28 protein-coding genes, 1 tRNA gene and 1 pseudogene are annotated in these 24,418 nt (G+C 59.8%); 19 read left to right on the forward strand and 11 right to left on the reverse strand.

Going from position 1 to position 24,418, the window contains the following annotated elements; all coding sequences use genetic code 11:
* Nucleotides 1-69 precede the first annotated feature (69 nt).
* The gene (locus tag VRB54_RS11895) at nucleotides 70-1,077 is read left to right on the forward strand and encodes a DNA-binding protein (RefSeq protein WP_338477343.1); all 1,008 of its coding nucleotides are present in this window, start codon (nucleotides 70-72) and stop codon (nucleotides 1,075-1,077) included.
* On the opposite strand, the gene gorA is transcribed toward VRB54_RS11895, so the two are convergent.
* On the reverse strand, nucleotides 1,078-2,436 hold the full coding sequence (gorA, locus tag VRB54_RS11900) for a glutathione-disulfide reductase (protein WP_338477344.1): 1,359 nt from the start codon (nucleotides 2,434-2,436) through the stop codon (nucleotides 1,078-1,080).
* 107 nt (nucleotides 2,437-2,543) lie between these two features.
* On the reverse strand, nucleotides 2,544-3,383 hold the full coding sequence (gene galU / locus VRB54_RS11905; protein WP_003230743.1) for a UTP--glucose-1-phosphate uridylyltransferase GalU: 840 nt from the start codon (nucleotides 3,381-3,383) through the stop codon (nucleotides 2,544-2,546).
* A gap of 241 nt (nucleotides 3,384-3,624) precedes the next feature.
* Here galU and VRB54_RS11910 point away from each other — a divergent pair, with 241 nt between their 5' ends.
* Nucleotides 3,625-3,810 (forward strand): hypothetical protein, encoded by a 186-nt coding sequence (locus VRB54_RS11910; RefSeq protein ID WP_209982057.1) that lies wholly within the window; start codon nucleotides 3,625-3,627, stop codon nucleotides 3,808-3,810.
* Nucleotides 3,811-3,956: 146 nt separating this feature from the next.
* Nucleotides 3,957-4,238: a hypothetical protein gene (locus tag VRB54_RS11915; RefSeq protein WP_338477345.1), complete on the forward strand. Its 282-nt coding sequence runs from the start codon at nucleotides 3,957-3,959 to the stop codon at nucleotides 4,236-4,238.
* 11 nt (nucleotides 4,239-4,249) lie between these two features.
* Here the strand turns inward: VRB54_RS11915 and VRB54_RS11920 are convergent.
* A pseudogene (locus VRB54_RS11920) lies at nucleotides 4,250-4,479 on the reverse strand (hypothetical protein).
* 91 nt (nucleotides 4,480-4,570) lie between these two features.
* The gene (locus tag VRB54_RS11925; RefSeq protein WP_209982062.1) at nucleotides 4,571-4,921 is read right to left on the reverse strand and encodes a hypothetical protein; all 351 of its coding nucleotides are present in this window, start codon (nucleotides 4,919-4,921) and stop codon (nucleotides 4,571-4,573) included.
* Between the two features lie 213 nt (nucleotides 4,922-5,134).
* On the opposite strand from VRB54_RS11925, the gene VRB54_RS11930 reads away from it, so the two are divergent.
* From VRB54_RS11930 to VRB54_RS11980, 11 genes are all read left to right on the forward strand, one after another.
* Entirely contained in the window at nucleotides 5,135-5,437 is a 303-nt protein-coding gene (locus VRB54_RS11930) for a DUF1883 domain-containing protein (protein ID WP_003230751.1), read from the forward strand.
* 25 nt (nucleotides 5,438-5,462) lie between these two features.
* The gene (locus VRB54_RS11935) at nucleotides 5,463-5,630 is read left to right on the forward strand and encodes a hypothetical protein (RefSeq protein ID WP_338477346.1); all 168 of its coding nucleotides are present in this window, start codon (nucleotides 5,463-5,465) and stop codon (nucleotides 5,628-5,630) included.
* A 4-nt stretch (nucleotides 5,631-5,634) separates the two neighbouring features.
* Nucleotides 5,635-6,300 carry a DNA oxidative demethylase AlkB gene (alkB, locus tag VRB54_RS11940; RefSeq protein WP_338477347.1) on the forward strand — a complete coding sequence of 222 codons (666 nt, stop codon included), beginning with the start codon at nucleotides 5,635-5,637 and terminating at the stop codon, nucleotides 6,298-6,300.
* A 75-nt stretch (nucleotides 6,301-6,375) separates the two neighbouring features.
* Entirely contained in the window at nucleotides 6,376-7,407 is a 1,032-nt protein-coding gene (ada, locus tag VRB54_RS11945) for a bifunctional DNA-binding transcriptional regulator/O6-methylguanine-DNA methyltransferase Ada (RefSeq protein ID WP_338477348.1), read from the forward strand.
* A gap of 70 nt (nucleotides 7,408-7,477) precedes the next feature.
* Nucleotides 7,478-8,536, forward strand: coding sequence for a nitronate monooxygenase (locus VRB54_RS11950; protein WP_338477349.1), 1,059 nt, complete (start codon nucleotides 7,478-7,480; stop codon nucleotides 8,534-8,536).
* A gap of 96 nt (nucleotides 8,537-8,632) precedes the next feature.
* A complete protein-coding gene (gene modA, locus VRB54_RS11955; protein ID WP_338477350.1) occupies nucleotides 8,633-9,385 on the forward strand; it encodes a molybdate ABC transporter substrate-binding protein in 753 nt (250 codons plus the stop codon).
* Nucleotides 9,386-10,066 carry a molybdate ABC transporter permease subunit gene (modB, locus tag VRB54_RS11960; RefSeq protein ID WP_209982075.1) on the forward strand — a complete coding sequence of 227 codons (681 nt, stop codon included), beginning with the start codon at nucleotides 9,386-9,388 and terminating at the stop codon, nucleotides 10,064-10,066.
* Between the two features lie 5 nt (nucleotides 10,067-10,071).
* Nucleotides 10,072-11,151: a molybdenum ABC transporter ATP-binding protein gene (gene modC, locus VRB54_RS11965; protein WP_338477351.1), complete on the forward strand. Its 1,080-nt coding sequence runs from the start codon at nucleotides 10,072-10,074 to the stop codon at nucleotides 11,149-11,151.
* A 73-nt stretch (nucleotides 11,152-11,224) separates the two neighbouring features.
* Nucleotides 11,225-12,241, forward strand: a complete 1,017-nt coding sequence (locus tag VRB54_RS11970) for a DNA topoisomerase IB (protein ID WP_338477352.1) — start codon at nucleotides 11,225-11,227, stop codon at nucleotides 12,239-12,241.
* 124 nt (nucleotides 12,242-12,365) lie between these two features.
* On the forward strand, nucleotides 12,366-14,000 hold the full coding sequence (locus VRB54_RS11975) for an ABC-F family ATP-binding cassette domain-containing protein (protein ID WP_338477353.1): 1,635 nt from the start codon (nucleotides 12,366-12,368) through the stop codon (nucleotides 13,998-14,000).
* 254 nt (nucleotides 14,001-14,254) lie between these two features.
* The gene (locus VRB54_RS11980) at nucleotides 14,255-14,959 is read left to right on the forward strand and encodes a YoaK family protein (RefSeq protein WP_338477354.1); all 705 of its coding nucleotides are present in this window, start codon (nucleotides 14,255-14,257) and stop codon (nucleotides 14,957-14,959) included.
* 148 nt (nucleotides 14,960-15,107) lie between these two features.
* Here the strand turns inward: VRB54_RS11980 and VRB54_RS11985 are convergent, their stop codons facing one another.
* Nucleotides 15,108-15,461 (reverse strand): hypothetical protein, encoded by a 354-nt coding sequence (locus tag VRB54_RS11985; protein ID WP_338477355.1) that lies wholly within the window; start codon nucleotides 15,459-15,461, stop codon nucleotides 15,108-15,110.
* A gap of 86 nt (nucleotides 15,462-15,547) precedes the next feature.
* Entirely contained in the window at nucleotides 15,548-15,763 is a 216-nt protein-coding gene (locus VRB54_RS11990; RefSeq protein WP_209982087.1) for a hypothetical protein, read from the reverse strand.
* Nucleotides 15,764-16,015: 252 nt separating this feature from the next.
* On the opposite strand from VRB54_RS11990, the gene VRB54_RS11995 reads away from it, so the two are divergent.
* The 5 genes from VRB54_RS11995 (at nucleotide 16,016) to VRB54_RS12015 (ending at nucleotide 19,288) form a co-directional block, all read left to right on the forward strand.
* Entirely contained in the window at nucleotides 16,016-17,299 is a 1,284-nt protein-coding gene (locus VRB54_RS11995) for an arsenic transporter (RefSeq protein ID WP_338477356.1), read from the forward strand.
* 39 nt (nucleotides 17,300-17,338) lie between these two features.
* Nucleotides 17,339-17,950 carry a LysE family transporter gene (locus VRB54_RS12000; protein WP_338477357.1) on the forward strand — a complete coding sequence of 204 codons (612 nt, stop codon included), beginning with the start codon at nucleotides 17,339-17,341 and terminating at the stop codon, nucleotides 17,948-17,950.
* Nucleotides 17,951-17,990: 40 nt separating this feature from the next.
* Nucleotides 17,991-18,518 carry a DinB family protein gene (locus VRB54_RS12005; RefSeq protein WP_338477358.1) on the forward strand — a complete coding sequence of 176 codons (528 nt, stop codon included), beginning with the start codon at nucleotides 17,991-17,993 and terminating at the stop codon, nucleotides 18,516-18,518.
* A 134-nt stretch (nucleotides 18,519-18,652) separates the two neighbouring features.
* Nucleotides 18,653-18,739, forward strand: a tRNA-Leu gene (locus VRB54_RS12010).
* A gap of 108 nt (nucleotides 18,740-18,847) precedes the next feature.
* Complete coding sequence (locus tag VRB54_RS12015; RefSeq protein ID WP_338477360.1) at nucleotides 18,848-19,288, forward strand: NUDIX hydrolase; 441 nt, start codon at nucleotides 18,848-18,850, stop codon at nucleotides 19,286-19,288.
* Nucleotides 19,289-19,375: 87 nt separating this feature from the next.
* Here VRB54_RS12015 and VRB54_RS12020 read toward each other — a convergent pair whose 3' ends face one another.
* From VRB54_RS12020 to VRB54_RS12035, 5 genes are all read right to left on the reverse strand, one after another.
* The gene (locus tag VRB54_RS12020; protein WP_060550219.1) at nucleotides 19,376-19,618 is read right to left on the reverse strand and encodes a hypothetical protein; all 243 of its coding nucleotides are present in this window, start codon (nucleotides 19,616-19,618) and stop codon (nucleotides 19,376-19,378) included.
* A gap of 12 nt (nucleotides 19,619-19,630) precedes the next feature.
* Nucleotides 19,631-20,110, reverse strand: a complete 480-nt coding sequence (locus tag VRB54_RS12025) for a hypothetical protein (protein ID WP_338477361.1) — start codon at nucleotides 20,108-20,110, stop codon at nucleotides 19,631-19,633.
* Nucleotides 20,111-20,502: 392 nt separating this feature from the next.
* Nucleotides 20,503-22,221, reverse strand: a complete 1,719-nt coding sequence (locus VRB54_RS24590) for a hemagglutinin repeat-containing protein (RefSeq protein ID WP_422396055.1) — start codon at nucleotides 22,219-22,221, stop codon at nucleotides 20,503-20,505.
* Complete coding sequence (locus VRB54_RS24595; RefSeq protein ID WP_422396056.1) at nucleotides 22,167-23,921, reverse strand: hemagglutinin repeat-containing protein; 1,755 nt, start codon at nucleotides 23,919-23,921, stop codon at nucleotides 22,167-22,169. The genes VRB54_RS24590 and VRB54_RS24595 overlap by 55 nt, the downstream gene beginning before the upstream one ends.
* Before the next feature lie 90 nt (nucleotides 23,922-24,011).
* Nucleotides 24,012-24,416: a HEAT repeat domain-containing protein gene (locus VRB54_RS12035; protein ID WP_338477362.1), complete on the reverse strand. Its 405-nt coding sequence runs from the start codon at nucleotides 24,414-24,416 to the stop codon at nucleotides 24,012-24,014.
* Nucleotides 24,417-24,418 lie beyond the last annotated feature (2 nt).

Consider the following 24,418-nt stretch of genomic DNA (forward strand, 5'->3'; position numbering starts at 1 on the left):
ACTTTTATATTTATGATACGGTATGTAACTACATACTCTGTACCACAGTACGAAATCGACGGAGACCCCATGGCTCGTGGCGGCATTAACAAGGCAGTAGTCCAGACAGCCCGCTTGGCGATCATCGCCCGCGGCGAAAACCCCAGCATCGACGCGGTACGCATCGAGATGGGCAATACCGGTTCGAAAACCACTATTCATCGGTATTTGAAGGAGCTGGACGAAAGCGAAACCCGGGCGAGCATCACCCAGGCGCCCATCGACGACGAGTTGAGCGAGCTGGTGTCACGGCTGGCCCAGCGCCTCAAGGAGAAAGCCCAGGAGCCAATTGACCTGGCCCAGGCGCGTTTCGAACAGGACAAAGCCGCCCTGCTCGGCCAGCTGGAAGAACTCAAGCTTGCCCACAGCCAGCTCAAGCAGCAGTTCGATATCCAGACCGCAGCGCTTGCAGAAGAAAGTGCAGCGCTGCAGACCGCCAGCACCAGCCTGCAAACCGAGCAGACACGCAACGCCGGGCTCAGCCAGGCGTGCAGCGATTACGAATTGAGGATCAACGATAAAGACGAACAGATCCGCTCGCTGGAAGAAAAACACCTGCACGCCCGCGATGCACTGGAGCACTACCGCAACGCCATCAAGGAACAGCGCGAGCAGGAGCAGCGTCGTCACGAGGGCCAGGTGCAGCAGGTCCAGGCCGAGCTGCGCCAGGCTCAGCAAAGCGCGATGGTGCGTCAGGACGAGATCACTCAGTTGCACCGTGACAACGAGCGCCTGCTGATCGAGCACCGCGTCACAGCCAGGGAACTGAATGCACTGCAGGAACAGACCCGCGAAGACCAGGCCCGGCAACTCGCGCTAAGCGAACAGGCAAACCGGATTGAAAGCGAACGCGCCCTGCTGCAGGAACGTCTGCGCGTGGCCATGCTGGACAGCCAGTCACGCCAGGACGCGCTGGCCGAGCATCAACAAAAGAACAAGACGCTGGAACTGGACCTGATCAAGGCCCAGGCCAGCATCGAGGCGCTACGCCTGGCGGCCGTCGTTGCGACGACGCCAGAGGCAACGCCTGACGCCTGATCAGTCGGCTACAGGCGTGCGCATGGTGACGAACTCTTCAGCGGCCGTGGGGTGCACGCCGATGGTTTCGTCGAAATGCTGCTTGGTTGCGCCCGCTTTGAGCGCGATTGCCAGGCCCTGCACGATTTCGCCGGCATCGGGGCCGACCATGTGGCAACCCAGCACCTTGTCGGTGTCGGCGTCGACCACCAGTTTCATCAAGGTCTTTTCCTGGCAGTCGGTAAGCGTGAGCTTCATCGGCCGGAAGCGGCTTTCAAACACCTTCACGCTGTGGCCCTGCTCTTTCGCATCTTCTTCGGTCAGGCCAACGGTGCCGATGTTCGGCAAACTAAAGACGGCCGTCGGAATCATCGCGTAATCCACCGGGCGATACTGCTCGGGCTTGAACAGACGACGCGCCACCGCCATGCCTTCGGCCAAAGCCACAGGGGTCAGTTGCACACGACCGATCACATCGCCAATCGCCAGGATCGACGCTTCAGCGGTCTGGTACAGGTCATCCACTTCGACAAAGCCGCGCTTGTCCAATTTGACGCCGGTATTTTCCAGGCCAAGGTTATCCAGCATTGGCCGGCGGCCCGTGGCGTAGAACACGCAATCGGCTTCCAGCACCCGACCATCCTTGAGCGTGGCCTTGAGGCTGCCATCGGCCTGCTTGTCGATACGTGCGATATCGGCATTGAACTGCAGGTCCAGGCCGCGCTTGGTCAGCTCTTCTTTCAGGTGGGTACGCACCGAACCGTCGAAGCCGCGCAGAAACAGATCGCCGCGATACAGCAGCGATGTAGTGGCGCCAAGGCCGTGGAAGATCCCGGCAAACTCGACCGCGATGTAGCCACCACCCACCACCAGTACGCGCTTGGGCAGCTCTTTGAGGAAGAAGGCTTCGTTGGAGCCAATTGCGTGTTCGCGCCCCGGAATCTCCGGAATCTGCGGCCAGCCACCGGTCGCGATCAGGATGTGTTTAGCGGTGAACCGCTCGCCATTGATTTCCACTTGATGAGAATCAACCAGTCGCGCGTGCCCTTCGTGCAGGGTCACGCCACTGTCGACCAGCAGCTTGCGGTAGATGCCATTGAGGCGGTTGATCTCGCGATCCTTGTTGGCGATCAACGTCGCCCAATCGAAGTTCGCTTCACCCAGGGACCAGCCAAAACCACTGGCCTGCTCGAAGTCTTCGGCAAAATGCGCGCCGTACACCAACAGCTTTTTCGGCACGCAACCGACGTTGACGCACGTACCGCCCAGGTAGCGGCTTTCGGCCACGGCCACTTTGGCACCAAAGCCTGCCGCAAAGCGGGCCGCACGAACACCGCCGGAACCGGCGCCAATTACATACAGGTCAAAATCGTAGGCCATTTCACTCTCCTCGGCAGCACATCAGCATACCGACTTAGATGGGGCTGAAAAACGAAAAAGCCACCCGGGGGTGGCTTTCTCTTTAAACACAACGGCGCAGGCGTGAATCAGTAAGCCTTGCCCGTCTTGTAGAAGTGCTCGTAGCAGAAGTTGGTGGCTTCGATGTAGCCTTCGGCGCCGCCGCAGTCAAAGCGCTGGCCCTTGAATTTGTAGGCAATCACGCAACCGTCTTTGGCTTGCTTGAGCAGCGCGTCGGTGATCTGGATTTCACCACCCTTACCTGGCTCGGTTTCTTCGATCAACTTGAAGATGTCCGGGGTCAGGATGTAACGACCGATGATCGCCAGGTTCGAGGGCGCGTCTTCCGGTGCCGGTTTTTCGACCATGTCGCGGACGCGGATCAGGCCATCACCAATATCGTCGCCGGCGATAACGCCGTACTTGTTGGTCTCGGCCGGGTTGACCTCCATCACGGCCACGATGGTGCAACGGTATTTCTGATAGAGCTTGACCATCTGGGTCAGCACGCCGTCGCCTTCCAGGTTGACGCACAGGTCATCAGCCAGGACCACGGCGAACGGTTCGTCACCGATCAGTGGGCGGCCGGTGAGGATGGCATGGCCAAGGCCTTTCATCTGGGTTTGACGGGTGTAGGAGAAAGAGCACTCGTCGAGCAGCTTGCGAATACCGACTAGGTATTTTTCCTTGTCGGTGCCTTTGATCTGGTTTTCCAGCTCGTAGCTGATGTCGAAGTGGTCTTCCAGCGCGCGCTTGCCGCGACCGGTGACGATGGAGATTTCATTCAGACCGGCATCCAGTGCCTCTTCGACGCCGTACTGGATCAGTGGCTTGTTTACCACCGGCAGCATCTCTTTGGGCATGGCCTTGGTCGCTGGCAAGAAGCGAGTGCCGTAACCGGCTGCTGGGAACAAGCATTTCTTGATCATATGAGTCCTTACAAAGGGCTGTGCGTACGGAATTCGGCGCAGTCTAATGACGCCGCAGTCACCTTACAATGGGTCCTGCTGGCGTTGCGATAGCAAGATAGAGAAAAAATTTCTGCGTAAGTTCCGCATATCTTGTGACAAGTGCCCTCACCCACCCCATGGATATGCAATAACCTGGGCCGCAATGCAACGTTTGGCGCTATCATTGTGGCCTTGAATCACATCATGAGACGGTTAATAGATGTCAGAACCCAAAGGCGTAAATGGCTACCTGATCACCCAGCGAGCGGACGGCTGGCACTTGATCAACTTCCACGGTGACAGCGTCGCAGGCGTATTCGCCAGCGAGAGCATGGCCATTGCCGTTGCCGAAGTCTTCGTGGATGAGGCAGGCCATGCGTCCAGCAAGCGGCCCAAGGGCAAATAAGCCTTAAAACCCTGCACAAAAAGCCCCGGTAATCGGGGCTTTTTTGTGTTTGTCTGTACCAAGATGGCAGATCGCTATAATCTTGCGCAAACGCCCCACGACAGTGTCAGCGCCCCCTCTATAACACCTTCGACGACGACCCCACCATGAACAAGATCCTGACACTGATTGCAGTACTGGCGCTGACCGGTTGCACCACCACCTCTGACGTGGTCCTCAAAAATGGCGAACAAGGTTTGACCATCGATTGCTCAGGCGAAGTCAACTCCTGGGCCAGCTGTTACGAGAAGGCCGATGCCTCCTGCGCCGGCACCGGTTACCGCATCATCGGCACCGAAGGCACGCCTGCACTGAGCGAAGAAGACAAGACGCTCGGCAAGGATGTCGGCAATTTCAAGGGCCGCAGTGTAGTGGTCGTCTGCAAATAGGCGCTGCGAGCTTATAGCTGAATCTCGGCAAAGCGGATGCCCAGCCCTCGCAGCGTCTCGGTCAAATCATCCAGGCGCGCGAAGGACTCCACTTCATCCTGATCATCCACCAGGAAAAAACTGCGGCCGCCGCTTTTTTGAAGAAGACGATCCATTCACCCAGATCAGCAGGGTTCTGGATAATGTGAGTGGCAGAAATCAGGCCCTCGGCCTGACAGCTTGTGACGTGTTCACGTTTCATGACGGCGTTCCAAAAACACACAAATGCCGCTTGGCCTCAAGGGTCGAGCGGCATTTTTATCGGATTCAAAAGGTTGGACCTGTTACAGCACTCAGCCGGAGATGCAATCTTCCCCAGCTTTCTTCACGTCACCCGGGCGGATCGGCACGTTGGACATGCTCTCGTAAAGCTTGATGCTACTGCCGCTGGAACGGTCTTCAATCTCGAAAATCGCCGAAGGGTCAGACGAGAATTTCTGTGGCACGATCACCTGTACCCCGTTCTTGTGCGGCTCTATCTGCGATGGCCGACGCGTGCTGGACAACTTCTGCACAATGCACGCCGCATAATCCTGCGGTTTCTTTCCGGAAATCACCGCCAGTGTGGGCGGGGTCTGCTTGATGTCTGCAACCGAAGCACACCCGCCGATCGCCAACGCCAGAACCAACACACTCCACTTCATACAAAAACCTCCGATAAAGACCCTACGACAGCGGGCATGGGAATTTTCTCCCGTAAAAGTAGGACTTTTCTCTGATAACTGGGTAGATAAACTGTTTTAAATTGTCGAAGTCGTCGACGACGGCCCGATAATAAACGCGCTGGGGCTGATAAACTCCATCTTAACCTACGTATCGTTCTGATTTTTCAGAAAAAGCCCTTCTGGAGACACCTCATGAAATTCATCCACCAGCGTGAGCACCTCAATGAGGGAGACATCGTCGTCATCGAATGCTCGCAAACTTGTAATATCCGTCTGATGAGCGATGCGAACTTTCGCAGCTTCAAGAACGGCGGCCGCCACACTTACCACGGTGGCGCCTTCGATCAGTTCCCGGCCAAGATCACCGCGCCGAGCACCGGTTTCTGGAATATCACCCTGGACGTAGTCACCCGTCGCGCCATTAGCGTTACCCGCAAACCGGCGCTGTCCCACAAGATCCGCATCGTCCGCCGTACCAGCAGCAAGCTGAGCTGACCCGCGCACTGACAGGAATAAAGCTGTGATCACCACCACCAAATACGTCATCAAGTACAAGCTCAACGGCGAACGCCGCTTTGAGTTCGCCCAGCTTGAGTCCAAAAGCATTGAAGAAGCCAGGCAAGCGCTGGCGAAAATTCACGATGCCAGCGACGAAATCAGCGAGATCACCGTAAGCAAGGCGCTGTAAGCCCATGGCCGGCCCCACTGCCGATCTGTTTGCCGACGAGGCCTTGCAGCAACCGGCAAGCCGCGAGCAGATCTCCGAACAATCCTGGGTGCTCAGAGGCTTTGCCTTGCCATGGATTGATCGCCTGCTGCCCGAGCTGAGAAGCCTGCTGGCCCGCTCGCCCTTTCGCAGAATGGTCACACCCGGCGGCTTTACCATGTCGGCGGCGCTGAGCAGCTGTGGCGCATTGGGCTGGACCACCGACAGCACTGGCTACCGCTACAGCCCGATTGATCCCCACAATCAACAGCCATGGCCTGCCCTGCCCGATGCCTTGCGCCAACTGGCCGAGCAGGCGGCGGCGAGCGCAGGCTTCAGCGACTTCGCACCGGATGCCTGCCTGATCAACCGTTACGTGCCCGGCGCCAAAATGTCCTTGCACCAGGACAAGAACGAACGCCACTACAGTGCGCCGGTGGTGTCGGTGTCCCTCGGGCTGCCTGCGATCTTTCTGTTCGGCGGCCACGCGCGCAGTGACAAGCCGCAAAAAGTCTCCTTGTTCCATGGCGATGTAGTGGTCTGGGGCGGTGTCGATCGCTTGCGCTTTCATGGGGTGATGCCGATCAAGGACGGCGAGCACCCGGTCATGGGCGCGCAACGCATCAACCTCACCTTTCGTACTGCCGGCTGATTTGACCGCAAGCTTCAGAGTGCCACGGGCCATCCGTGCAGCTAATCTGCCGGTGAACCGTCAAGAGTCCAGGCCATGAACATTGAACAAGACCCACGCTGGGCTGCTGTCCTCGCCCGAGACCCCAAGGCCGACAGCCTGTTTGTCTACGGCGTCAGAACCACCGGCGTCTATTGCCGGCCCAGCAGCAGCGCACGCCGGCCGCGCCCGGAGAACGTCGAGTTTTTTGACACGCCTCAACAAGCCGAGGCGGCCGGTTATCGGCCGAATAAACGCACCGAAGGCGCCACCCAGCATGCCCGACTGGTGGCCAGCGCGTGTCGCCAGATCGAACAGGCCGACACCGAACCCAGCCTTGAAACCCTGGCTCTGCAGGCCGGGTTGAGCCCCTTCCATTTTCACCGGGTGTTCAAATCGGTCACCGGCCTCACGCCCAAGGGCTACGCGCGCGCCGAACGCTCACGCAGAGTGCGCGACGGCCTCACGCAGCAGGGCACCGTCACGGACGCGCTGTACGATGCAGGCTTCAACTCCAACAGCCGCTTTTATGAGTCGGCCGGGCAAATGCTGGGCATGAAGCCCAGTGACTACAAGGCCGGCGGCACCAACAGCGAAATCCGTTTTGCCGTGGGTGAATGCTCGCTGGGCGCGATCCTGGTAGCGCAAAGCCTGCGAGGCGTGTGCGCGATCCTGCTGGGCGACGATCCGAATGCGCTGGTGCAAGACCTGCAGGACAAGTTCCCCAAGGCCGAGCTGGTCGGCGCGGATCACGACTTCGAACAGCTGATCGCTCAGGTCGTGGGCTTTATCGAAGCGCCTGACCTGGGCCTGAACCTGCCGTTGGACCTGCGCGGCACGGCGTTTCAGGAACGGGTGTGGCAGGCCTTGCGCGATATTCCGCCGGGCAGCACCGCCAGCTACGCGCAGGTCGCCCAGCGCATCGGCGCGCCCACGTCATCCCGTGCGGTGGCGCAAGCCTGTGGGGCCAACAGCCTGGCGGTCGCCATTCCCTGTCACCGCGTGGTGCGCAGCAACGGCGATTTGAGTGGTTATCGCTGGGGCGTGGAACGCAAGCGGCAGCTATTGGAGCGAGAACGCGAGGGTTGAACAGACTGGCCGGATGACCATGGCCCTGTTAAAACAGCGAACCGTCTTACTTACGCTGGAGACCCATCCCATGAGCACCTGGCCAGACACCCGCATTCTCGACCTGCTGGGCATCGAAGTGCCCATTATCCAGGCGCCCATGGCCGGCGCCACCACCACCGCCATGGTCATCGCCGCCAACGAAGCCGGTGCGCTGGGCTCAATGCCTGCCGCGGCGCTGAGCATCGAGCAACTTCGTGACGCTCTGACCACGATTCGTCAGGCAGGCAACCGGCCAATCAACGTCAATTTTTTCTGCCATCAACCGCCCGCGCCAGACGAAGTGCGGGATAGCCACTGGAAAGCGTTACTCGAACCCTACTACCGCGAACTGGGTGCCGACTTTGATTCGCCAACGCCCGTGTCCAACCGCGCGCCGTTTAACGACGAAGCGTGTCGGGTGGTCGAAGCGTTTCGGCCCGAAGTGGTGAGCTTTCACTTTGGCTTGCCGGAAAAATCTCTACTCGACCGGGTGAAAGCTACCGGTGCCAAGGTGCTGTCGTCGGCCACCACCGTTGAGGAAGCCCTCTGGCTGGAGCAACATGGCTGCGACGCCATCATCGCCATGGGCATTGAGGCCGGCGGGCACCGTGGGATGTTTCTGAGTGACGACCTCAATAGCCAGATCGGCCTGTTTGCGTTGTTGCCGCAAGTTGTCGACGCCGTCAGCGTGCCGGTTATCGCCGCCGGTGGTATCGCTGACGCGCGGGGCATTGTTGCGGCCTTTGCCCTGGGCGCGTCAGCGGTGCAGATCGGCACGGCGTATCTGTTTACGCCGCAGGCCACCGTGACGGCTTCCCACCACCATGCGCTGCGCCATGCCCAGGCCAGCGAGACTGCCCTCACCAACCTGTTCACAGGTCGCCCGGCGCGGGGCATCGTCAACCGGGTCATGCGTGAACTCGGCGCGATGAACCCCGCAGCACCTGCGTTTCCCAAGGCCGGCGGTGCGTTGATGCCGCTCAAGGCCAGAGACGAAGCGGGCTTCAGCAACTTGTGGGCCGGTCAGGCAGTGCGCCTGGGCAAAGACATTTCAACCTGCGCGCTGACCCGCGAGCTGGCCGAACAAGCCCTGGCAAAACTGAAGTAGGCACTTCGCGCTGTACCGACAATGGCCAAGCGCTATATATTTGCCTACACAGCGATTGCGCCATCACGCACCGCCAACCCTCAAAGGAGCTGCAGCATGAAGATTCACGCCCCTCGCCTGGCCGTCCTGGTCGCGGCCCTCGCCTTCGGGTCAGCCCAGGCCGATGAAGTCCAGGTGGCCGTGGCCGCCAACTTCACCGCGCCGATCCAGGCGATTGCCGCCGACTTCGAGAAAGACACCGGCCACAAGCTGGTTGCGTCCTACGGGGCAACGGGGCAGTTCTACACCCAGATCAAGAACGGCGCGCCGTTCGAAGTGTTCTTGAGCGCCGACGACACCACCGCACAAAAACTCGAAAACGAAGGCGACACCGTCAAGGGCTCGCGCTTCACCTACGCCGTAGGCACCCTCGCGTTGTGGTCGGTCAAGGACGGTTATGTGGACGCCAAGGGCGAGGTGCTCAAGGAAAATCAGTTCAAACATCTGTCCATCGCCAATCCGAAAGCTGCGCCTTACGGCCTGGCCGCCACCCAGGTGCTGGCCAAACAGGGCCTGACCGAGCAGGTCAAGGACAAGCTGGTTGAGGGCCAGAACATCACCCAGGCCTATCAGTTCGTGTCCACCGGCAACGCCGAACTGGGGTTTGTCGCCTTGTCGCAGATCTATAAGGACGGCAAGGTCACGCACGGTTCGGCTTGGATTGTTCCTGCTTCACTGCATGACCCGATCAAACAGGACGCAGTGATCCTCACCAGGGGCAAAGACAACGCCGCAGCCAAGGCCCTCGTTGACTACCTCAAGGGACCAAAAGCCGCAGCCGTCATCAAGTCCTACGGTTACGAGCTGTAAATGCCGCTATCGAGTGCCGATTTTTCCGCGATCTGGTTGACCGTCAAACTGGCGTCACTCACTACCGTGATCCTGCTGTTGATCGGCACGCCGATTGCGCTCTGGCTGTCGCGCACCCGCTCGTGGTGGCGCGGGCCCATCGGTGCGGTTGTCGCCTTGCCGTTGGTGCTGCCGCCTACCGTTATCGGCTTCTATCTGCTGTTGACCATGGGGCCCCACGGCTACGTCGGCCAGTTCACCCAATGGCTAGGCCTGGGCACCCTCACCTTCAGTTTCGCCGGGCTGGTGATCGGCTCGGTCATCTATTCCATGCCCTTCGTGGTGCAGCCGTTGCAAAACGCGTTTTCTGCCATTGGCACGCGCCCACTGGAGGTCGCTGCCACTTTACGGGCCAACCCCTGGGACACGTTTTTCACGGTGATCCTGCCCCTCGCACGCCCTGGATTCATCACCGCCTCCATCCTTGGCTTTGCCCATACCGTCGGTGAGTTCGGCGTGGTGCTGATGATCGGCGGCAATATCCCGGACAAGACGCGGGTGGTGTCAGTGCAGATCTACGATCATGTCGAAGCCATGGAATATGCCCAGGCCCATTGGCTGGCGGGCGCCATGGTGGTGTTTGCATTCGTCGTGCTGCTGGCACTTTATTCCAGCCGTAAAACCCGCATGGGCTGGAGCTGATGTCGATGATCGAAGTACGTCTGCACAGGAAGTACCCAGGTTTTGCGCTGGATGTGGATTTGCACCTGCCCGGGCGCGGTGTGACGTCGTTGTACGGGCACTCCGGCTCCGGCAAGACCACCTGCCTGCGCTGCATCGCCGGGCTGGAGCGCGCCGAACACGGGTTTATCCAGATCAACGACGAGGTCTGGCAGGACAGCCGCAACGGGCTGTTTGTACCGCCCCATAAACGCGCGTTGGGCTACGTGTTTCAGGAAGCCAGCCTGTTTCCTCACCTGTCGGTGCGGGCCAATCTCGAATTCGGCCTCAAGCGCATCCCGCGCCAGGCGCGCCGTGTCGATATGGCCCAGGCCACCCAATTACTGGGCATCGGCCATCTGCTCGAGCGCAACCCCGAGCACCTGTCCGGCGGTGAACGCCAGCGCATCGGCATTGCTCGCGCCTTGCTCACCAGTCCCAAGCTGCTGCTGATGGACGAACCGCTGGCCGCCCTCGACAGCCAGCGCAAGGGCGAAATCCTGCCGTACCTGGAACGTTTGCACGACGAACTGGATATTCCGCTGCTCTACGTCAGCCACGCCCAGGATGAGGTCGCGCGCCTGGCCGATCACATCGTGTTGCTCAGCGACGGCAAGGCGCTGGCCAGCGGTCCGATCGGCGAAACCCTGGCGCGCCTGGACCTGCCTCTGGCGCGGGGCGACGATGCCGGCGTGGTAATCCACGGCACCGTCAGCGCCTATGACGCTGCCTACCAACTGCTCACCCTGCAACTGCCCGACAGCGCCTTGTACATGCGTGTCGCCCACGCGCCGCTGGCATTGGGCCGTGCGCTGCGGGTGAAAGTGCAGGCGCGGGATGTGAGCCTGAGCCTGCAGGCGCAGGAGCACAGCAGCATCCTTAACCGTCTGCCGGTGACGGTCACCGAGGAAATCGCCGCAGACAACAGCGCCCACGTGCTGGTGCGCCTGGATGCCGGCGGCACACCGCTGCTGGCACGGATCACACGGTACTCCCGCGACCAGTTGCAACTGCACCCCGGGCAGGCGTTATGGGCACAGATCAAGGCAGTCGCGGTGCTGGCGTAACCATTTGGCACGACCGCACATCGCTGCGGTCAATCAGACATACCGGCCTGATCTGTTGCCAAGGAAGTTGCCCATGCCCGATTCCGACCTGCCCCGCGACCTGCACTACGTCGATGACACCCAACCTGGCATCACCCGCAAGCAGTTGCGCGGCAAATTCCAGTATTTCGATATCAATGGCAAGCGCATCACCGATGCCCACGAAATCAAACGCCTGAATGCGCTGGCCGTGCCGCCGGCCTACACCGATGTATGGATCTGCGCCGACCCCCGCGGCCACTTGCAAGCCACCGGCCGCGACGCGCGCGGGCGCAAGCAGTACCGCTATCACGCGCGCTGGCGCGAAGTGCGCGACACCGACAAGTACTCACGCCTGCAGGCCTTCGGCAAGGCCCTGCCCAAGCTGCGCAAACAACTGGAAGCGCAATTGGCCGAGCCCGGTTTCACCCGTGAAAAGGTGCTCGCGACCGTGGTGATGTTGCTCGATGCCACCTTGATTCGCGTCGGCAATACCCAGTATGCCCGTGACAACAAATCCTACGGCCTGACGACGTTGCGCAACCGCCATGTCGACGTCAAGGGCAGCGAAATCCAGTTCCAGTTCCGTGGCAAAAGCGGCGTTGAGCACCAGATCAGCGTGAAGGACCGGCGCCTGGCTACCGTGGTCAAGCGCTGCATGGAATTACCGGGGCAAAACCTGTTCCAGTACCTGGACGAAGACGGTGAGCGCCATACCGTCAGCTCCCACGATGTGAACGCCTACCTGCACAGCCTCACTGGCGCGGACTTCACCGCCAAGGACTACCGCACCTGGGCCGGCACCGCCATGGCGCTGGCGGTGCTGCGCGAGCTGGAGTGGCAGCCCGAATCCGATGCCAAACGCCATGTGGTAACCATGGTCAAGGACGTGGCCAAGCAGTTGGGCAACACTCCGGCGGTGTGCCGCAAGTGCTATATCCACCCGGCCGTGCTCGAACATTTCAGCCTGGGCGAGCTGTCCAAACTGCCCCCGCCACGACTGCGCAAAGGGCTCAAGGCCGAGGAAGTGGCGCTGGCCATGTTCCTTGAACAACTGGCTGAGGCGAGCTAGGCTTAAGCTCCTTTATCGCTGACCGGACGACTGCCGACGTGAACAACTGAGCCTTTCAAAAATGTATCTGCAACAGGCCGCCCTACGTGCCTGTTGGCCTGTTCGACATTTTCTGGAGGTGCCTGTGACTCACGTCAAGCGGCTACCCCTATTGGTTTCCCTGCAACACCTGTGTTTCCAGTTCGCCAACGGCGAAACCCTGCTGGAAGACCTTAACCTGTCCATCGATCACACCCCGACCGGCGTCGTCGGCCGCAATGGCTGCGGCAAAAGCCTGCTGGCCCGGCTGCTCGCCGGTGTGCTGACGCCGTCTTCCGGCAGCGTGAAAGGGTCTGCCAGCGTGAAGTACGTGCCGCAGACGGTGGAGACTCAGGCGGGAGACACCGTCGCCCATCTCAGCGCAACAGCCCCCATCCTCGCGGCGCTTGAACGCATGGCTGCCGGCACCGCCGAGGGCGCCGATGTGGAGTTGATCGATGATCGCTGGGACCTGGCCGAGCGCTTGCGCGCAGCACTCGATGCCGCCGGTTTGCCTGACGTTGACGCGCAGACGCCGGCCGAACATCTGAGCGGCGGTCAGTTGGCGCGGGTGGCGATTATCGGTGCGCTGTTGGCGGCGCCACAATTGCTGATTCTCGATGAGCCGAGCAACCACCTCGACAGCGCCGGACGCGCCTGGCTGCTGCAGGTACTGCACTTCTGGCGCGGGGGGCTGGTGGTGGTCAGTCATGATCGGCAGTTGCTCAATGCCATGGGCCGCATCATTGAGCTGTCACCCCTCGGGGCCCGGCTGTACGGCGGCAACTACGAGGATTATCGCCAACAGCGCGAGGCGCAGCAGCATGCGGCAGTAGCCGAACTGGAGCGCGCACGCCTTGAGCGCAGCCGCGAACGGCAACGCCTGCAACGCCAGAACGATGATCTGCAACGCCACGCCGCGCGCTCGCGCCAGCATGCGCAGAATGCCAACGTCGACCGGCTTACCCGGGCGCGCTGGAAAGGTGCCGCTACCGAGGTGGTCAGCAAAGTGCGCAGTGCGCAGCAGGCGCACAAAGGCCAACTCGATGCCCAGGTGCGCCAGGCCTGCCAACACGTGGCACACGAGACACCCACCCTGCTCGCCTTGCCGGCCTCGACAGTGCCCAACGGTCGTCAGGTGATGAGCCTTGAGCGAGCGCAACTGCCGTGGCTTGATCCACTGGTACCTTCAACTTGGCTGACGCTCAGCCTGGCCGGGCCCGTGCGCATCGCCGTAAAGGGACTTAACGGCTGCGGCAAATCCACGTTGCTCAAGCTGCTGGCCGGTCAATTGCAGGTCGCCAGCGGGGTCTGTTCGGTGCATCTGCCGACGGCGTATATCGACCAGCATCTGGCGCTGCTGGATAACGGGCGCTCCGTGGTCGAACAGCTCAACCTGCTCGCCACGCCGCTGGCCGAAGCCGAACTGCGCACCCGCCTGGCGTTGCTGCAACTGGATGCGCTGCGGGTGACCCAACCGGCCGGGCAACTCAGCGGCGGCGAACGCCTGAAAGCCGCGATGGCGATCGCCCTGTGGAGCGGGACGCCGGCACAATTGCTGCTGTTGGACGAGCCGACCAATCACCTGGACCTGGAGTCGGTCGTGGCGTTTGAGCAAGCCTTGAAGCACTTCACCGGGGCAATGGTAGTGGTCTCCCATGATGAGGCCTTCCTGCAGGCCATCCAGCCGACTCACCTGTTGATCTGGCAAGAAAAAGGTTGGCAACTGGTGCGTACTTGAGCCCCACACCGCCCTGTGGCGAGCATGCTTGCCTTGCGTTGGGCTGCGCAGCAGCCCCAAACCAGGCGCTGAGCGGTATCAGGTACACCGTATTTTCCTTAATTGGGGGCGCTTCGTACCCCAGCGCAGGGCAAGCCTGCTCGCCACGAGGGTGTGGTGGGCGGGGATGGATCATGCCGGCCATCCACGCATTGCGCCGCCGTTCAAAGCGTTCTACGGTAATGGCCGATTAATCTCACCCAGGATCCGCGCGCATGCTGCCTTTATCCCGCAAACCGTATGCCAGCGCTGCGCTCGCCCGTCGGCGACTCTGGCGCGGGCGCGTGGGCCTGATGCTGGTGGCCGGGCTGTCGGTGCTGGCCGGGATGACCGATGCCATTGGTTTTATGGCCAGCGGCGATTTTGTGTCGTTCATGAGCGGTAATACCACGCGCCTGGCAGTGGCGATCAGCGCGGGTGACCTGGGTTTGACTGCGCGCCTGTTGCTGCTGGTCGCCACCTTTATTCTGGGTAACGCCTTGGGCGTGGTCGTCAGCCGGCTGGGCAAACGCCGGGCACTGCCGTTGCTGCTGTGCATCGCCGCGCTGCTCTGCGCCGCCGCGCTCTGGCCGTTGGCCGATACGCTGCCCGCGCTGCTGGCGGCGATTGTGGCGATGGGCATGCTCAACGCGGCCGTCGAAGAAGTGAACGGACTGCCGGTGGGGCTCACTTATGTGACGGGGGCGCTCTCGCGATTTGGTCGTGGGCTGGGTCGCTGGGTGCTGGGGGAACGACGTAATGGCTGGCGCGTGCAATTGATCCCGTGGACGGGCATGTTTGTCGGCGCGGTGATCGGTGCGTTGCTGGAACAGCAGATGGGCATGCGCGCTTTGTGGATCAGCGGTGCACTGGCGGGGGTGTTGGGGCTGGTGTCGCTGAAGATTCCACGGCGCTGGCAGTTGAGCTTCATGCCACGTTGAAGAGCGGTAAATGCGAGGCCCGCTCGACGTCAAGGCCTCGACATCCCTGTACCGGTAAAGAGCCATTACGTCGAGCGGGCGGGTGAATCATAGGCCAATGCCCCCGGGCTGTCCCGCAGGGCATTTCTGAAAACCGCTGAGGCAAGGATTACAGGCAGGTCGCCAGTGCGGCCAGGCGACGCTTGGCAGGCATGCTGTCGGCGACGGCGTAATACTTCACGCTGGATCCGGCGCCCGCGCTTTGCACGTCGACAAAGTAATCGCCGCCGGTGGTGTAGACCGTGAAACCGCCCGCCCCGACCGGCTCCTTGAAGCCGCCGGCATCCACGCCGAACACGCTTTCATCCTGCCAGCCGTACTGGATGCATTGGGCAACCACCAGCGTGCCCTTGTCCGACGCCAGTGTCTTGTAAGGGCTGCCCGCGCGCGCCTCTTTCATCTTCGAACCGGCGCACCCCGTCAGGGCTGCCACTACCAATGCACCTAATACCACGTTGCGCATGCCATCGCTTCCTTGGAAAAAAGGCGACTCTACCACTGCAGCACTCTTTTTTCGCCTGATCGGGCCGTTGCCTGTGACGATCCTGCTCAAGCGAGCCTGACCGACGCCAGCTCCACCGAATCGCGCGCTACGCGCAAGTCGCAGGCGTCCTGATTAAGGCGGTGAATGGTGTTGAGCAGACGCTGACGCAGCACCTCATCGCCAAGCTGTTCGACGGCGCGCATCAGCTCGTACGCCGCCGTTTCGTTGTTATCGGCGACGGCATCGAGGGTCTTGCGCAAGTTGCGAGTGGCACGGGTCACGCGGATTTTTCCTTCTTCAGCAATGGGCAGGCACTGTAGGACATGGATGTTTCATTTTAATTTCAAACAGTTGTGGTTCGTTCGCCGGTCTTTGATCCAGATCAATCGCAACAAGTTTTTTCCGAAATATCTGGCAATATGCTGGCGGTTGACGGCGCTGGCGAACTTTATGTTGGCGAACTGATCCATGCTCTGCACGTCAGGCCGCCGCAGGCCTGCGCATTGGCTGTTGGTCCCCTGGAGCGTTCATACATGCTTGTCGCAATTGGCATTTTTATCTTCACCATCGTGCTGGTCATCTGGCAGCCCAAGGGCCTCGGGGTCGGCTGGAGCGCAACGATGGGCGCGATCCTGGCCCTGGCCTTGGGCGTGATCAGCCTGGCGGACATTCCGGTGGTGTGGCACATCATCTGGAATGCCACCGGCACCTTTGTCGCGTTGATCGTGATCAGCCTGCTGCTGGACGAGGCCGGGTTCTTCGCCTGGGCCGCGCTGCACGTGGCACGCTGGGGCCGTGGGCGCGGCCGGCGTTTGTTTGCCTACATGGTGCTGCTGGGTGCGCTGGTGTCGGCGCTGTTTGCCAACGATGGCGCGGCGTTGATCCTCACCCCAATCGTGATGTCGATGCTGCTGGCCCTGCGCTTTTCGCCAGCGGCGACCCTGGCGTTCGTGATGGGCGCCGGCTTTATCGCCGACACCGCGAGCCTGCCGCTGGTGGTGTCGAACCTGGTCAATATCGTCTCCGCCGACTACTTCAAGATCGGCTTCAATGAATATGCCGCCGTGATGGTGCCGGTGAACCTCGTCAGCGTGGCCGCAACCCTCGCGGTGCTGCTGTGGTTTTTCCGCCGCGACATCCCGCAGACCTACGACCCCGCCGACCTGGACGACCCGGCCAGCGCGATCCGTGACCGTGGCACGTTCCGCGCCGGCTGGTGGGTGCTGGGTATTCTTCTGGTCGGCTGTTTTGCCCTGGAACCCCTGGGCATTCCCATCAGTGCGATTTCCGCCGTGTGTGCGGTGCTCCTGCTGGTGATTGCCGCCAAGGGCCACACGATTTCCACGCGCAAGGTATTGAAGGACGCGCCGTGGCAAATCGTGATCTTTTCCCTGGGCATGTACCTGGTGGTCTACGGCCTGCGTAACGCCGGGTTGACCGACTACCTGGCGACCTGGCTCGACACCTTCGCCACCCACGGCGTGTGGGGCGCGGCCATGGGCACCGGCGTGCTCACGGCACTGCTGTCGTCGGTGATGAACAACCTGCCGACCGTGCTGATCGGTGCGTTGTCCATCGAGTCCAGCCATGCCGTGGGCGTGGTCAAGGACGCGATGATCTACGCCAACGTCATCGGCAGCGACCTGGGCCCGAAGATCACCCCTATCGGCAGCCTCGCCACCCTGCTGTGGCTGCATATCCTCGCGCGCAAAGGCATCACCATCAGTTGGGGCTACTACTTCAAGGTCGGCATCGTGCTGACCCTGCCGGTGCTGTTGATCACCCTCGCCGCCCTCGCCTTGCGCCTGAGTCTCTGACGGCTCTATGCTCTCGGCTTTTGTCAAAAGGACGTGGGCATGCTGTCGATCTTTGTATACGCACTGGTGTTCGGCTTCGTGTTTTGTCTCTCGCCCGGCGCCGTCCTGGCAGAAACCCTGCGCCGTGGCCTGCTCCACGGCTTCACCCCGGCGCTGCTGGTGCAGGTTGGCTCGCTGGTGGGCGACGCGGTATGGGCCGTTATCGGCCTGACCGGCATCGCGCTATTGATCCAGCACGATGCCGTCCGCGTACCGCTGACCGTGGTTTGCGCGTTGTACCTGGCCTGGCTCGGTGTGCGCAGCTTGATCGATGCCTGGCACCTGCCGGCAGCCGATAACGCCCCTGCCAGCTCCCGGCAAAATGCGCTGGCGGTGGGCGCGGCGATTTCCCTCGCCAACCCAAAGAACATCGTTTACTGGGGCGCCCTGGGCAGCGCGTTGTCCGGCATCGTCGGCGCCACACCCAGCCACGGGCAAACCCTGATGTTTTTTGCAGGCTTCATGGTCGCGTCGGTGCTGTCGTGCTTTCTCGTTGCGGGGCTGGTGAACCTGCTGCGCCAGAACGCTTCGCCCACCTGGCAGCGCGTCATCTACGCAGTGTGCGGGCTGGTGCTGATTTACCTGGCCGTGCTCGCGGCGCAGGGTATATGACGCGATGTATACCAATCGTTATCTGAATGGACGCTGACCCATGAACCGAATCGAACAGATTGCGCTGATGGCGAACTACAACCAGTGGATGAACCGCAAGGTCTACCACGCGGCCGCCCAACTGACCGATGAAGCCCTGCGCAGGGACCGCCAGGCGTTCTTTGCCTCGATCTTCGGCACCTTGAACCACCTGGCCCTGGGCGACATCGTCTGGCTCAAACGCTTTGCCAAGCATCCGGCCGGGTTTTCGGCCCTGACCCCCTTAAATACCCTTGCCACCCCCGCCAATCTGAAACAACTGGCATTCACCGACCTGCAGGAACTCACCGCCCTACGTGTGTGGCTGGACCAGATGATCATCGACTGGGCTGTGACCTTGCACGACGACGACCTCGACCAGCAATTGAGCTACCACACCATGGCGGGTGACGCAGCCAGCAAGCCGTTCTTCAGCCTGCTGGTGCACTTTTTCAATCACCAGACTCACCACCGCGGCCAGGTGACAACGTTGTTGAGCCAGGCCGGACAGGATGTGGGGGATACAGACCTGCTGGCGTTGATGGATTGAATCGTCGGATTTTTCTGTAGATAACTGATCTACCAAGGTTTTTAGCCCGCGCAGAGGATCGATAAAAGCCCCCTTCGACCTTGCATCGAAACGCCCGGGACTATATATTCCCAACCCTGCTGCACCGCGCTACCGCCCGAATGGCGAAACTGGTAGACGCATGGGACTTAAAATCCCCCGCTCGTAAGGGCGTCCCGGTTCGATTCCGGGTTCGGGCACCATAGATATCAAAGGGCTTGCCAGGGAAACCTGAGCAGGCCCTTGTCTTTTTCGTTGCGCAATATCTCTCCAACCGCGTTCTGCCGAACGACACTAAGGTAGTTGCTCTCATGTCAGAACCGCGTATTCGAGCGCTTGCTCTATGTGTCTTTCACCATCACGGAAAAATACTGGTCAATCAGTTCCACGACGCTGTTGAAGCACGAACCCTCTTTCGCCCCATTGGCGGGGGTATTGAGTTCGGCGAGAGAGGTGTGGATGCCATCGCCCGTGAAGTGAAGGAAGAGCTGGGACTTTCGATCAGCGACATCCGATTGATTGGCACGCTGGAAAGTATTTTCACCTACGCAGGCAAGCCAGGGCATGAAATAGTCTTCGTCTATGATGCAAGGTTCGACGACGCAGAAGTCTATGAGAAACCCTGGCTGGAGGGCCATGAAAGCGATGGGGCAGCGTTTCAAGCCACATGGTGTTTTGGCTCAAGCTTCGACGCTGGAGCTCAGTTAGTACCTGAGGGGCTCTCCGAGCTGCTGGGGTGGGTGCAAAAGTAGAACGGAGCCCCATGGAAGACAGCCACTGCCTCGGCGCCACCGCATGGCCGGCTGTGGAGTGCTAATCCACGGAAAGTCCTGCCACCTTCAACCCATCTGCTCGAACCGCCGCCGCTTTAGGAACAACCCCATCCCCAGTGCAACGGCAAAGATCGACAGCAACCCCAGGTCAAATCCAGACAAGCGGATTTGGCTCGCGGCAACGCAACCGGCCGCGCCTATCGCTACCAGCAGTACCCCTAACCATTTGCGAAGCGGATACGACTTAAGAAACCGATCGAGCAGAAAGAACAGCACCAGAGCAGCGGCCAGTTGGGTAATGTCAGACATGGGTTTCTTCCGTCAGGTCTTGATGATCAGTGTCGAGGCGGTACGTTGCGGGCCGATGCCGCCATTTACCTGAGCCTCAATACTCACCAGTATGTCGCCTGCATGATAGGTGGGCAGGGTTTCATTCACATACATGCGCACACCGGCGCCGACAGGGGCACCCACATAGGGGGAGGCAACATAAGAGGTGGCGCCAGCGAACGCCGAGGCCGCCAGATTGGCGATTTTGGTGCGTTGGGCGTTGAGCACATCGCCCTGCTGCCGCGTCAGCGGCTTGGAGATGCCGATCATCATCAGGCACGGCAGGTTCTTGACCAACATCTTGTCATATACCTCGACGACCTTACGGTTGACCTCGTAGTGCGCGTTTTGCGCCTCTCCAAAATGCAGCTCGCGCAGGCGCCCGCGTTCGCTGTCGGTGAGGGTGATCTGCGAGACGCTGAACACGATCCCGTGATTGCCGATGTATTGGAAAGTCCCTTCGAACTTCATTGCACGCCTCCTTTCGAATCAAGGGTGAGATTGTCTAGAAGGCGTGCGTTGAATTCAAATTAATTCACCTGGAGGGCAAGGTGCGTTGTGTCGTGGTCAACTAATCCCGGAGACGACGTTAAGTTTTCCCCGCGCCAACCCATCGTTGAATTGGTGAAGCCGAATCCAGTTGTAACGATGCATCAAAAAAGCTGGCATCAATCGATGAACTACTCGCATAGAGACCCGTTCGTTTCTCATCGTCCTTGGTGATCTCATAGGCCTTGCTCACATCTCGGTTCAACCCCGTCGTAGAGTCAGCGTTCGTCTCGGCATCCCCCCTTACGACGATTTCACCTGCCCCCACAGTGGCTCGGACGATCTGTTCACGTTCTTTCTCGTAGTTCCAACCTTCAACGCTCCAACCGGTCTGGCCTTCCTTGCCTTTGCCCGCTTGGCTGCTGTCTTGTGCTGCCTTTGCTGTCACTGCTTCCCGCTTTGTAGGTGCCGCCAACGTTCAGGTAGTAACCATGCTCTTTATCCTGCCCCGCGATATCGCTGAAGCCGAGCGTCCCAGTATCCAATTTGAGGTTGCCGTTGTCGGCGGCGATGACAGCGCCGTCGATTTGAGTGTGGTTCTCAGTTCTGATATCGACTAAGTTTTTTCCGGTGATGCGGGTTTGTTCTTCAACCCAATCGGTTTTGCCGGTGGTCCTACCATAGCCGACCGAACCGCTGACCCCGGCGCCCGGGCCGATGGTAGCCGTAACGCTGATATCAAACTCTTTGCCCTTTACATCGCCCTTATCAGTTATCGACGAAACGTTGAGGTCACCGCCAACGCGCCCCACTATTTCATCGGCTCTCAGGTTTGCTCCGCCGATCGTGGTGTCCTTGCCGCTGACAAAACCCAACCGGTCGCCCGCATAAAGGTATGCCTCTTGTTGGCGTTGGCCTTCTCGCTCCAGGTTGCCCTTGCCCATATTCACGCTGACGTAAACGCCTATACCTTCGGAGCCAAAAGTGAGGCCTGCTTCCCCGCCGCCGCTGTGGCGGTTATTTTCACTATTACTGTCGTTGTGCGCCGAACGAATGTTCAAATCGTTACCAGCGTTCAGTTCGATGTCCCGCTGAGCTTTAACCTGCGTCCCGATCAGGCTCAGGTTATTGCTGGCCTTGAGATTGATATCTCGACCGGCATCCAGTTGTGAAGCCGTAGAGGAACCCATAGAGCTCTCGCCCGTGGCCGTTCCGAAGCTGCCTCCAGCACCCAATTTGATTCCACCACTGGTGCCACCATGAATGCCTCCCCAACTTTGAGTGTTGTTGGTTTCTTCACTGATACTGCCTTTGGCGATATCGAATGTGACATCGCGACCTTTGATATTGATGTCGCGGCCCGCATCGAGCTGGCTTCCCTTCACCAACACGTCGTTGCCGGCGTTAAGGTGGAGATCGTTACCGGCGTTTAAAGTCGAAGACCGATTGATTTGCTCGATAACCTGCTGGCTGTTCGTTTGTTTGCTGCTGCCAAACTTCCCATCCAGCGTCGGCCCACTGACAAACTGGCTGACCGAATCGACCGCTTTCAGTGTGCTGGACCCTTTGCTGACGTTGTCCTCCCCCTTCCCAGCTCCGCTCACCGCCTCTTTGGTGTTTGCATAGTTGTGATTGATCGAAACGCCAAGCCCATTACTCTCTTTCTGCCGCACTTGCTCGGTGAGTACACTTTCGCGAGCGGCATCGATGTTGATATTCCTCCCTGCAGTCAGATCAATATCATTGGATGCACTGAGGTCCGAGCCGCGCTGATTGATATCGCGCTTCGCATTGATCGCTACATCCTGCCCGGCACTGATTTGGCTACCGGCGGCGGTTTCTCGTTCAACGCGATCGCTTTGCGAGCTGACTTGAGTACCCGCGAAGAAGCTGACACCGTTTCCATCACTGGAAACCCCAATGCCCGCCTGCTTCGACTTTGCCCAACCCCGCTCGCTATTCGTGTTCTGCGCGGCGACGACATTCACATCGCGCCCCGCATTCAGGCTCACATCACGGCCGGCGCTGATTCCACTGCCTACCAGATTAATGTCGCGCTCAGCCTGCAACGTCGCATCACGATCTGCAGACACCTGGCTTCCCACACTGGTACTGCTTTGCGCTTCCTGGCCGGCTTTTTTGCCGAGGAAATCGCGATGAACCCGCCCGACATCGAGCCGGCTTTCTTCACGTATTTCTCACTGCGGCTATAAGCCGTGTCATTGGCGGAGATCAGGTTGATATCGCCTGTGTCCTTGACCAGACCCGCTCTCAGCTCGGCATCGTTTTCTGCGTTGATTTCACTGGCTCGCAGGCGCACGTCATTGCCGGCAGCCATCACCACGTCATTGCCGGCCTCCAGTTCACTGCCGACCTGGCTGGCGGTGGTTTTCAACTGACTCTTGCCACTTTTGGAAAGCCCGAGGAATCCGGACTTGGTTTTCTTGCTGTAGGAACCATGTTCCTCGACACCCGAGAGCACCGCGATATCACCTGTGGCGCCCAGCAGCAGGTCGCCACCGGCTTTCAACTGGCTGCCGATCACGGTGACGTCGCGCCCACCCTCGATGTTCATCCCGCCATCGGCTTTCTTGCTGGCATTGACCGTTAGATCTTTACCAGCTTCGACGACGGAGGCAACGTTGGTGCTGTCGTAGCTTTCGCGCTGTTCGCTTTTGCTGCGGCCGAACGAACCTTTACTCTTTTTCGAGTAGAACGAGGCGTCTTCATCCAGTGCCGACAAGATGTTCACATCACGCTGTGCCTCCAGCGCGACGCTGCCAGCACCCGAGATTCGGCTGGCGGTCAGCTCCAGATCCTTGCCGGCACTCAGCGACACGTCGCCACCTGCGGTCAATACGCTGGAAACCTGGCTGATGTGGTTTTCCGAACGGGTGACTTTCTTGGTTTTGCTCCCCGAATGCTGCTCATCTGCCGCAGACAAGATGCTCAGATCTCCCATTGCAGCAATTGCCAAGTCGCGTTTTGCATCGATTTGGCTGGCTATGGCACTCACATCGCGCCCAGCCGTCATGCGCAGGTTCTCTCCTGCATCGATGGCAGAGCCGGTCTGAGTGACCGATGAGGACCGCGCCCACATCCCGCCATTGCCGGAATCACGCGTTTCAGTCGAGACAATATTGATATCCCGCCCAACATTGATCAGCGTATCCGCCCCGCTCTTCAGCACACTGCCACTGTTGGTGAAATCGCGGCCCGCCTTGATCGTCAGGTCGTTGGCCGCTTCCACGCGAGCCGCGTCGCCGAAGTAGCTGCGGTTGTCCTCACCCATGCCCAGCCCGGTGAGGCTGCGTTCGTTGATCACATCGCCTTTCACGGCCGTCAGCGTCACGTCCCGCCCGGCGATCACGCCGCCGGACTGGTTGACGATATTGTTGCCGGTCAGCAGGTCCAGGCGGTTGCCCGCTTCGATGCGACCGCTGTTGATCAGGTCGTTGCCGGCGGCGGCCGAGAGGTTGTTGCTGGCGCGCAGGGTGCCGGCGTTGGTCAGGTCCTTGCCGGCGATCAGGTTGACGTCCTGGCCGGCGATGAGTGCGCCGTTGGAGGCCAGGCGCTGGTCGGCGCTGGCGAGGTAGAGCACCGGCACCAGGACTTTTTCGCCGTTCACTTCGTGCTCTTCCAGCCACACAATGTCGTGGGTCAGCGCGGCGACCTGTTCGCCGGTGAGTGATACGCCCACCGAGAGGCCGAGGCTCTGTTTGCTGTGGATGGCGTTGTCCATCAGGTAGCGGAACAGTGCATCGTCGGAATCACCAGGCTGCGATCGATACAAATGTTATGGCACTTGGGATAAAAAAGAGACAGATTTATTTTCCAAATAAAATAAACTTGTCCCTTTTTTCAAAACTTCAGCCACCCCTCATTAACTTTTAAGATTTTTAGCTAGCGTCGCAGACATTAACTGCATTGTTCTGGAAGAGCTCTCAAAGCCATCAGCTAGGACGTTCAATACATCTTCAACATCAAGGATACTACCAGCCAAAAAAAGTGAATTGATTGACTCTATAGCGTGAATAGCCACACATTCGTCTTCCGCCCTAATCAACTCTAATAGAACATATAGAGCTCGCTCATCATTCACGTCACTTAACGATTCGGCGCAGCGACCTCTCCACTCTTCAGATTTCATTGACAATGTAGATTTCAACTTACACCAGTCGAAATCATCGAATTTATTTACTTGAGAGCAGGCAACATCGACTCCTATATCAGACCAATAATCTTCAGAACTGATCGATTCTAGAAAAACCTCATACTCTTCAAACATTT

This window comes from Pseudomonas trivialis, from assembly GCF_036864995.1.
GTDB lineage: Bacteria > Pseudomonadota > Gammaproteobacteria > Pseudomonadales > Pseudomonadaceae > Aquipseudomonas > Aquipseudomonas trivialis.

What these genes read in the sequence shown, in the direction of transcription:
- VRB54_RS11895 (WP_338477343.1), top strand. Translation starts at nt 70, where the DNA reads ATGGCTCGTGGCGGCATTAACAAGGCAGTAGTCCAGACAGCCCGCTTG.
- gorA (WP_338477344.1), bottom strand. Translation starts at nt 2,436, where the DNA reads ATGGCCTACGATTTTGACCTGTATGTAATTGGCGCCGGTTCCGGCGGT.
- galU (WP_003230743.1), bottom strand. Translation starts at nt 3,383, where the DNA reads ATGATCAAGAAATGCTTGTTCCCAGCAGCCGGTTACGGCACTCGCTTC.
- VRB54_RS11910 (WP_209982057.1), top strand. Translation starts at nt 3,625, where the DNA reads ATGTCAGAACCCAAAGGCGTAAATGGCTACCTGATCACCCAGCGAGCG.
- VRB54_RS11915 (WP_338477345.1), top strand. Translation starts at nt 3,957, where the DNA reads ATGAACAAGATCCTGACACTGATTGCAGTACTGGCGCTGACCGGTTGC.
- VRB54_RS11925 (WP_209982062.1), bottom strand. Translation starts at nt 4,921, where the DNA reads ATGAAGTGGAGTGTGTTGGTTCTGGCGTTGGCGATCGGCGGGTGTGCT.
- VRB54_RS11930 (WP_003230751.1), top strand. Translation starts at nt 5,135, where the DNA reads ATGAAATTCATCCACCAGCGTGAGCACCTCAATGAGGGAGACATCGTC.
- alkB (WP_338477347.1), top strand. Translation starts at nt 5,635, where the DNA reads ATGGCCGGCCCCACTGCCGATCTGTTTGCCGACGAGGCCTTGCAGCAA.
- ada (WP_338477348.1), top strand. Translation starts at nt 6,376, where the DNA reads ATGAACATTGAACAAGACCCACGCTGGGCTGCTGTCCTCGCCCGAGAC.
- VRB54_RS11950 (WP_338477349.1), top strand. Translation starts at nt 7,478, where the DNA reads ATGAGCACCTGGCCAGACACCCGCATTCTCGACCTGCTGGGCATCGAA.
- modA (WP_338477350.1), top strand. Translation starts at nt 8,633, where the DNA reads ATGAAGATTCACGCCCCTCGCCTGGCCGTCCTGGTCGCGGCCCTCGCC.
- modB (WP_209982075.1), top strand. Translation starts at nt 9,386, where the DNA reads ATGCCGCTATCGAGTGCCGATTTTTCCGCGATCTGGTTGACCGTCAAA.
- modC (WP_338477351.1), top strand. Translation starts at nt 10,072, where the DNA reads ATGATCGAAGTACGTCTGCACAGGAAGTACCCAGGTTTTGCGCTGGAT.
- VRB54_RS11970 (WP_338477352.1), top strand. Translation starts at nt 11,225, where the DNA reads ATGCCCGATTCCGACCTGCCCCGCGACCTGCACTACGTCGATGACACC.
- VRB54_RS11980 (WP_338477354.1), top strand. Translation starts at nt 14,255, where the DNA reads ATGCTGCCTTTATCCCGCAAACCGTATGCCAGCGCTGCGCTCGCCCGT.
- VRB54_RS11985 (WP_338477355.1), bottom strand. Translation starts at nt 15,461, where the DNA reads ATGCGCAACGTGGTATTAGGTGCATTGGTAGTGGCAGCCCTGACGGGG.
- VRB54_RS11995 (WP_338477356.1), top strand. Translation starts at nt 16,016, where the DNA reads ATGCTTGTCGCAATTGGCATTTTTATCTTCACCATCGTGCTGGTCATC.
- VRB54_RS12000 (WP_338477357.1), top strand. Translation starts at nt 17,339, where the DNA reads ATGCTGTCGATCTTTGTATACGCACTGGTGTTCGGCTTCGTGTTTTGT.
- VRB54_RS12005 (WP_338477358.1), top strand. Translation starts at nt 17,991, where the DNA reads ATGAACCGAATCGAACAGATTGCGCTGATGGCGAACTACAACCAGTGG.
- VRB54_RS12015 (WP_338477360.1), top strand. Translation starts at nt 18,848, where the DNA reads ATGTCAGAACCGCGTATTCGAGCGCTTGCTCTATGTGTCTTTCACCAT.
- VRB54_RS12020 (WP_060550219.1), bottom strand. Translation starts at nt 19,618, where the DNA reads ATGTCTGACATTACCCAACTGGCCGCTGCTCTGGTGCTGTTCTTTCTG.
- VRB54_RS12025 (WP_338477361.1), bottom strand. Translation starts at nt 20,110, where the DNA reads ATGAAGTTCGAAGGGACTTTCCAATACATCGGCAATCACGGGATCGTG.
- VRB54_RS12035 (WP_338477362.1), bottom strand. Translation starts at nt 24,416, where the DNA reads ATGTTTGAAGAGTATGAGGTTTTTCTAGAATCGATCAGTTCTGAAGAT.